Origin of the sequence: Streptomyces sp. NPDC005576 (assembly GCF_042871745.1) — a bacterium.
GTDB lineage: Bacteria > Actinomycetota > Actinomycetes > Streptomycetales > Streptomycetaceae > Streptomyces.
Genome location: NZ_JBIAJC010000003.1, coordinates 448,488 through 454,923, shown reverse-complemented (window position 1 = coordinate 454,923; position 6,436 = coordinate 448,488). Strand labels below are relative to the sequence as shown.

Here is a 6,436-nt window from a genome sequence, read left to right as displayed (position 1 = left end):
CTTCGACGTCGACGCCGCCGCCCAGCGCTCCATGGCCTTCGAAGCCCTCGACCAGCTCGCCCTGGACCACCTCCTCGGCGTCCGCTGACCCCCAGCGGTCAGGGGTGCCCCCGCGCACGTTCGCGCGGGGGCACCCCCGCCGGGTACGGAACCAGCCGGACCCGTACCCGGGGCACGACCCCCACTCCGTGAGACACCGGTGTCTTCCGGAGCCCGGCCCACTCCCCACGCAAGGGCACCCCGTGACAGCACATATAACGGACGGATCGCGCCAGCGGCGCCGCCGTCTCGACCGGCGGGTCGTCGTCCCGCTCACCGTTGTCTCCGCGCTCGTCGGCGCCGTCGCCCTCTCGGGCTGCGGACAGCAGCGTGACGAGAGCGTGTTCACCGTCCTGAACTCCTCGACGGACGACTCGTACCACGGCTGGGACGCCGCGACGCTGAAGCGCTGCAGCAAGCAGCTGGGCGTCACCATCGAGCAGCAGTCCGTCCCGGCCGCGCAGGTCATGACGAAGTCGCTGCGGATGGCTTCCTCGAAGTCGCTGCCCGACATCATCCAGTTCGACGGCTCCGAGATGCCGACGTTCGCCGAGACCGGCGGTCTGCTGGACCTGAAGAAGCTGGGCGTCTCCACCGCGGACATCCCCGAGGGCATCCTCGACTACGGCTCGTACAAGGGCACGTACTACGGAGCCGCGCGCACGGTGAACACCCTCGCGCTCTTCTACAACAAGGACATCCTCGACAAGGCCGGGCTGCCGGTGCCCACCACCTGGGCCGAGATGCAGGCGACCGCCAAGAAGCTCACCAAGAGCGGGAGTTACGGCGTCGCGCTCAGCGCGGGCGGCGCGGAGGACGGTGTCTACCAGTTCACGCCGTTCATGTGGTCCAACGGCGGCGACGAGACCGATCTCGACTCGCCGAAGGTGGTCGAGGCGCTGGACTACTGGAAGTCGCTCATCAAAGACGGCTCCCTCTCCAAGTCCACGGTCAACTGGACGCAGGCCGACGTCAACGACCAGTTCATGGCGGGCAACGCGGCCATGATGATCAACGGTCCGTGGCAGGTCGAGACGCTCAACACGAAGAAGAACCTGCACTGGGGCATCGCGCAGATCCCGGTCCCGAAGGCCGGCGACGATTCGGTGGGCCCGCTGGGCGGTGGGATGCTGACCATCCCGGACGTCGACGACACCGCGCGGGAGAAGACCTCCGCGAAGATCGTCAACTGCATGACCAGCGAGCAGGAGGAGGTCACCTACGCGCTGAACAGCTGGATGATCCCCGCCAACCAGAAGGCCGCGGCCGTGTGGCGCGAGAAGGTCCCCTCGCTGAGCTCGCTCGCCGACCAGGTCGCCACCGCCCGCTCGCGCACCGCGCAGCTCGGCTCCGGCTGGACCTCCGTGTCGCTGGCCCTGCAGAGCGCCTTCCAGTCGGCCCTCACCGGGCAGTCCAGTGAGTCGGCCCTCAAGCACGCCCAGCAGCGTGTCGAGAGCGGGAACTGAGGTATCTGAACATGTCATCCACCGCTGCTTCCGCACCCGCCTCCTCCGCGCCCGCGACCACCGCCCCCGGGGCGGTCCCCGCGGCGAAGAGCCCGAGGCCGGGCTCCCTGAAGCGCCGCCGCACGCTGGCCCAGTGGGGTTTCATCGCCCCGGCCGTGCTCTTCATGCTGCTGTTCTTCGGCTACCCGCTCATCCGCAACATCGTGATGAGCTTCCAGCACTACACGCCGTCCACCTTCTTCACGGGTGAGGCGCCCTTCAACGGGTTGGACAACTGGAGGAACGTCTTCCAGGACGACCTCTTCGGCAAGGCGCTCTGGCAGACCATCCTCTTCACGATCGGTTCGCTGATCGGACAGTTCGGCATCGGTCTGGCCCTCGCGGTCTTCTTCAACCGCCGCTTCCCCCTCAACGGGGTCCTGCGGTCGCTGATCCTGCTGCCGTGGCTCGTCCCGATGGTCGTCTCCGGTGTCGTCTGGCGCCGCATCCTCGACCAGGACACCGGGGTGCTCAACTCCTTCCTGGGCCTGTTCGGCGCCGGGGACACTCCCTGGCTGAGCAGCACCGGCATGGCGCTGATCTCCGTCATCATGGTGAACATCTGGATCGGTATCCCGTTCAACATGGTGATCCTCTACGGCGGCCTCCAGGAGGTCCCCAAGGAGATGTACGAGGCGGCCTCGCTCGACGGCGCCTCGGGCTGGCGCACCTTCCGCTCCATCACCCTGCCGCTGCTGAAGCCGGTCATCACCGTGGTGCTGGTGCTGGGCTTCATGTCGACCGTCAAGATCCTGGACCTGGTCCTGGCCCTGACGGACGGCGGTCCCGCCGACTCCACCCAGACCCTGGGCACCCTGACGTACCAGAACTCCTTCGCCCAGCTGGACTTCGGCGCGGGCGCGGTGGTCGGCAACATCCTGATCCTGATCTCCGCGGTCTTCGCGGTGTTCTACCTGCGGGCCAACCGCAACGAGGGGAAGTGAACGGCATGGCGACCACCACTCCCGCCGTTTCGGCCCATGCCGCGGGCAGGCCGGCCGAGAACAAGCCGAAGCGCCGCTGGGGCGCGATGATCATCGGGATCGTCATCCTCTGTGTGATGCTCTTCCCGCTCTACTGGATGGTCAACACGGCTCTCCAGCCGGAGTCGGGCCTCCTGGAGGTCTCCCCGGTCCCGCACAGCCTGGACTTCTCGGGCTTCGGCGACGCGTTCAAGGAGCAGGGCGGCCATCTGCTGACCTCGCTCGGCGTCGCGCTCGGCGCCGTGGTCATCTGCCTCGCGTTCTCGGCGCCGGCCGCCTACGGGCTCGCCCAGTTCAAGCTGCGCGGCACGAAGACCGTCGTGTTCGGCACCCTGATCACGCAGATGGTCCCCGGCATCGTCATCGCCAACGCCCTGTACAGCGCCTACGTGGACCTGGGCCTGGTCAACTCCTACGCCGGCCTGATGCTGGCGGACGCCTCGCTGGGCATCCCGTTCGCGATCGTGCTGATGCGCTCGTTCATGGTGGCGATCCCGCGCGAGGTCATCGAGGCGGCGGAGGTCGACGGCGCCGGCCGGTTCCGCACCTTTGTCCAGGTTGTGCTGCCGATGAGCCGCAACTCGCTGATCACGGCGGGGCTGTTCTCGTTCCTGTACGCCTGGAGCGATTTCATGTTTGCCCTCACACTGAACACTACGGACGACGTGAAGCCGATCACCCTCGGCATCTACCAGTACATCGGTGCGCACGTCGGAGACTGGGGCTCGGTCATGTCCGCGGCGGTTCTGTCGGCGATCCCGGCTGCCGTGCTGCTCGTCCTGTCCCAGAAGTACATCGCCGCCGGGATTACCGGCGGCTCGGTCAAGTAAGGGCTTTTCATGAGTGAGTTCCCTGTCTTCCCTCCGGGTTTCGTCTTCGGTGCGGCCACCGCGTCGTACCAGATCGAGGGTGCGGTGGCCGAGGACGGCCGCGGCCCCTCCATCTGGGACACCTACAGCCACACGCCGGGACGTACGGACGGCGGCGACACGGGTGACGTGGCCTGCGACCACTACCACCGCTACCCCGAGGACGTGGCGCTCCTGCGCGACCTGGGCGTGGACTCGTACCGTTTCTCCATAGCCTGGCCGCGCATCCAGCCGACCGGCAGCGGCCCGGCCAACGCCAAGGGCCTGGACTTCTACTCGCGCCTGGTCGACAACCTGCTCGAAGCGGGCATCGAGCCGGCCGCCACCCTCTACCACTGGGACCTGCCGCAGGCCCTGGAGGACAAGGGCGGCTGGCGGGTCCGTGAGACGGCCGAGCGCTTCGGCGAGTTCACCTCGATCGTGGCCGAGCACCTGGCCGACCGGGTGCCGCGCTGGATCACCCTCAACGAGCCCTGGTGCAGCGCCTTCCTCGGTTACTCCGTCGGCCGGCACGCCCCGGGCGCCAAGGAGGGCACCGGCGCGCTGGCCGCCGCCCACCACCTGCTGGTCGGTCACGGCCTGGCCATGAAGGCGCTGCGCGCCGCGGGCGTCCGCGACGCGGGCATCACCCTCAACCTGGACCGCAACCTCCCGGCGACCGACACCGACGCGGACCGCGGTGCGGTGCTCCGCGCGGACACCCAGCACAACCTGGTGTGGACCGAGCCGATCCTCGCGGGCCGTTACCCCGCGAGCGACGAGGAGACCTGGGGCGAGCTGATCACGGCGCAGGACTTCCGCCTCGACGGCGACCTGGAGCTGATCTCCCAGCCGATCGACTTCCTGGGCATCAACTACTACCGCCCGATCGTCGTCGCCGACGCCCCGTACCGCGAGGCCGACCCGGCGCTGCGGGTGGCGACCGACAACCGGCTCCGCGAGACGGAGTACCCGGACGTCCGCCGCACCGCGATGGGCTGGCCGGTCGTCCCGGAGACCTTCACCGATCTGCTGACGGATCTGAAGAAGACCTACGGCGAGGCCCTGCCGCCCATCCACATCACGGAGAACGGCTCGGCCGAGTACGACACGGTCGACGCGGACGGCGCCGTGCACGACACGGACCGCGTCGAGTACCTGCGCGACCACCTGACGGCCCTCAAGGCCGCCATGGACGCCGGTGTGGAGGTCCAGGGCTACTACGTCTGGTCGCTGCTGGACAACTTCGAGTGGGCCCTCGGGTACGCGAAGCGGTTCGGGATCATCCGGGTCGACTACGACACCCAGGAGCGCACCCCGAAGGACAGCTACCGCTGGTACCAGCAGCTGATCAAGGCTCACCGGTCCTGATCGGTACGGCTCCGGGGCGGAGGCTGCCCGCGCAGGCGGTGACCGTCCTGCGAGGAGTGGGACCGGAGCGGGGTCGGAGCGGGGCCGTACGGCATGGGGTGACCATGCGGTACGGCCCCGCTCCGCGTTCTCCGTACCCCGGCACGCCTGCGGCCCCTTCGCGTACCTGCGGATCGGGCTGCGGAGCACGTACCGCCGCTCGACCCCGTACGCACTTGTCATCAGCTGCAGCAGCGCAACGCGGGCGCAGGCGGTGACGTCGGCCGCGGGCAGGTGCGGGTTGGTTTCCAGGGGGCGGCGACCAGGTCCACGCCCGCCGCGATCCAGTCCTCGCCCAGCACGACCGTGCGCGGGCCGAACGCGGTCCGGCCCAGCTCGTGGGCGGCCAGGAACGGGTCCGGGGCAGGAAGTCCAGCACGCTACGGCGTGACCGGGTCGGCGCCGGGGAGGTGATGGCGGTCGGCGGCCCGCAGGATCTGGGGGATGAGGCCGGGGAAGAGCAGGCTGAGGTCGTCGGTGCGCAGTCGGTTGAGGCGGGCGGACCCCCGGTAGGTCTGGTGGATGAGACCGGCTTCCCGCAGGACCCGGAAATGGTGGGTCAGGGTGGACTTGGAGACGGGAAGGTCGAAGTCGGTGCACGCGCGCTCGCCGTCGTCCACGGCGAGCGCGCGGACGACGGCGAGACGGTGCAGGTCGGACAACGCGCGCAGGACCGCCTCCAGGCGGATCGCCTCACGTGGGGGGTGGACGATCGCTCGCCCGGTCGAAGCGGCTGTCGACACGACTGCTCCCTCTCTGCTCGACGTCGCCCGTACACCGTCAGCTGTTGGCGAAGGCCAGCAGGTCCTGGTTGAGCCGGCCGGCGTGAGTGGCGAACAGACCGTGCGCCGCGCCCTCGTAGGTGACCAGTTCGCTGCCCCGGATCAGGTCGTGGGTCCGGGGTGCGCACAGGGCGTAGGGCGCTCCCATGTCGGCGTCCCCGTGGATGATCAGCGTCGGGACGCCGATCTTCGCGGTCTCGTCGCGCTGGTCGGTGGTGAAGAGGGTCCGGTAGATCTCGATTCCGGCCCGGGGGGAAGCGTCGAGCGAGGTACGCACGAGCCAGTCGGCCAGTTCGGGAGAGATCGGCATGTCGGCCGGATCGACCCCGGGGCCGACGAAGAACGGGCCGCTGAGTTGGCTGAGCCACTGGGGCCGGTCGTCCCTGATGGCCTGGGCCATCGCCTCGAACAGTGCGATGTCGAGGCCGTCCGGGTTGTCCTCCGTGCGCAGCAGGAAGGGAGTGGTCGAGGCCACCAGCGCGAGTTTGCCCACCCGGTCGTCCCCGTGACGGCTCAGGTAGCGCACCGCTTCGCCGCCGCCGACGGCGTATCCGACGAGAACCACGTCCCGCAGGTCGAGCCCGTCCAGGAGATCGGCCAGATCGTCGGCGAGGGTGTCGTAGTCGTAGCCGTTCCACGGGGCGTCCGAACGTCCGCAGCCGCGCCGGTCGTAGCTGATGCAGCGCAGACCGTTACCGGCGAGGAAGGGTGCCTGGAACTCCCACATTCGGGTGTCCATCATGGCCGTACCGAGCAGAACGACCGGACGGCCGTCGCCCCAGTCGTTGTAGTGGAGCCGCGTGCCGTCCCTGGTCGTGAGGTGGGGCATGGTGGTGGACCTCCTGGAACTCCTGGAGCGACGGGTGGAA

Annotated in this window: 6 protein-coding genes; 4 read left to right on the top strand and 2 right to left on the bottom strand. The window is 69.0% G+C overall.

What is annotated here, in order from left to right; genetic code table 11:
- Nucleotides 1-242 precede the first annotated feature (242 nt).
- From ACFYPN_RS08110 to ACFYPN_RS08095, 4 genes are read left to right on the top strand one after another with little or no spacing between them, the layout of a single operon-like run.
- Complete coding sequence (locus ACFYPN_RS08110; RefSeq protein ID WP_358763378.1) at nucleotides 243-1,505, top strand: sugar ABC transporter substrate-binding protein; 1,263 nt, start codon at nucleotides 243-245, stop codon at nucleotides 1,503-1,505.
- 11 nt (nucleotides 1,506-1,516) lie between these two features.
- A complete protein-coding gene (locus tag ACFYPN_RS08105) occupies nucleotides 1,517-2,488 on the top strand; it encodes a sugar ABC transporter permease (protein WP_358763376.1) in 972 nt (323 codons plus the stop codon).
- A 5-nt stretch (nucleotides 2,489-2,493) separates the two neighbouring features.
- Nucleotides 2,494-3,357 (top strand): carbohydrate ABC transporter permease, encoded by an 864-nt coding sequence (locus ACFYPN_RS08100; RefSeq protein WP_389297311.1) that lies wholly within the window; start codon nucleotides 2,494-2,496, stop codon nucleotides 3,355-3,357.
- 9 nt (nucleotides 3,358-3,366) lie between these two features.
- Nucleotides 3,367-4,746, top strand: coding sequence for a GH1 family beta-glucosidase (locus ACFYPN_RS08095; protein WP_389297309.1), 1,380 nt, complete (start codon nucleotides 3,367-3,369; stop codon nucleotides 4,744-4,746).
- A gap of 419 nt (nucleotides 4,747-5,165) precedes the next feature.
- Here the strand turns inward: ACFYPN_RS08095 and ACFYPN_RS08090 are convergent, their stop codons facing one another.
- Nucleotides 5,166-5,528, bottom strand: a complete 363-nt coding sequence (locus ACFYPN_RS08090; protein ID WP_358763370.1) for a helix-turn-helix domain-containing protein — start codon at nucleotides 5,526-5,528, stop codon at nucleotides 5,166-5,168.
- 37 nt (nucleotides 5,529-5,565) lie between these two features.
- Complete coding sequence (locus tag ACFYPN_RS08085; RefSeq protein ID WP_389297307.1) at nucleotides 5,566-6,396, bottom strand: alpha/beta fold hydrolase; 831 nt, start codon at nucleotides 6,394-6,396, stop codon at nucleotides 5,566-5,568.
- Nucleotides 6,397-6,436: the final 40 nt, after the last annotated feature.